This is a genomic window from Lactobacillus pasteurii DSM 23907 = CRBIP 24.76, assembly GCF_000297025.1.
Classification (GTDB): Bacteria; Bacillota; Bacilli; order Lactobacillales; family Lactobacillaceae; genus Lactobacillus; species Lactobacillus pasteurii.
Map to the genome: position 1 here is coordinate 1 of NZ_CAKD01000011.1, position 1407 is coordinate 1407.

General features: G+C 39.7%; 1 protein-coding gene. It reads left to right on the forward strand.

What is annotated here, in order from left to right:
• A partial coding sequence (locus BN53_RS02490) for an SLAP domain-containing protein (RefSeq protein ID WP_040537276.1) occupies positions 1-1353 on the forward strand: 1353 nt, incomplete at its 5' end.
• Positions 1354-1407 lie beyond the last annotated feature (54 nt).

Here is a 1407-nt window from a genome sequence, read left to right on the forward strand (position 1 = left end):
CCTGTTGCTGCTTCTGTTGTTAATACTACTTTTGCTGATACTACCAGCACTACTTCAACTACTACCAAGCCAACTGTTGACTTGACTGGTGCTGGTGTTGTTACTGATGGTGTAAAGGTAACTCCTAACTTTGTTTTAACTGCTGCAGTTGGTAAGAAGTCAGATAAAGCTGGTAAGCCAGGTACTGTTACTGCTTCAGCAACTTTGCAAGGTACTATTACTGCTTCACTTAACGGTACTTCAGTAGAAGCTAACGTAGTTGATGCTGCTAAGAGTTTAATTTTAACAAGTGACACAGGTAACACTACTATTTACAAATACGACGATACCAATAAAAAAGCTGAAAACCATCTTGGTGAGTGGAACACTAGTTCAAACGATGTTTACGTAAAGGCTGGTAACTTGTACAATGTTACTCTTAAAGGTGTAGGTTTTAGCTTTGGTTCAGCTAATGCTAACAAGGAAGTAGCTCTTGACTTGCCTTCAGACGTTACGGTTGAAGGTGGTTCATATGATAGCGCTACCCAAAAGTTAAAATTAGACCAATACGGTAATGCTACTAACTTGACATTCACTGTAAAGGGCATCAAGGCATACGATGCTACTAACACTAGTGCTGTTCAATTCTACAACACTAAGAGTGGATTGCTTGAAACCAAGGGTTCATACATGACTCTTGCTGCTAACGGCACTGTTAATGTAAACACTCTTCTTGCCGATTTGAAGAAGCAATACAAGGCTGTTCAACTTCAAAATGGTTCACTTAAGGATTTTGATGTAACTACTACTGCAGCAGATCTTATTGCTGAACTTAAGAAAGCTAACATTACTGTAAATGCTGCTGGTGACTTTACTGCTCCTGCTTCATTTACTGTAACTTTGACTGCTAAGTCAACTGTTAACGGTAAGGTTGCTACTTTACCAGTTGTAGTAACTGTTCCTAATGCTGCAGTTCCAGCAGAAGTAACTACTACTAAAAATATCATGCACGTAGCTAAGATCTACGACAAGGATGGTAAGGCAACTTCAGAAGCTTCACTTCACGCATACGACTCAGTTACAGTAGTAAAAGATCCTGTAACTATCAACGGTGCTAAGTACTTCAAGCTTGCTGGCAAGGACCAATACGTAAAGTTTGGTAACATTGAAGGTACTTCACGTACTTTGAGCCACAACTCATACGTATACAAGAACACTGGCAAGGCAACTACTGTTAAGTCAGGCAAGAAGACTGTTAAGAAGTTGTTGAAGAAGGGTTCTTCAGTAACTACTTTCGGTTCAGCATTCAACATCAACGGTCACAAGATGTACAGAATCGGCAAGAACCAATACGTTAAGGTTGCTAACTTTTAATAGATAGCTAGCGCTAGAGAAAAAAGGCGAGAGAAATCTCGTCTTTTTTTGTGC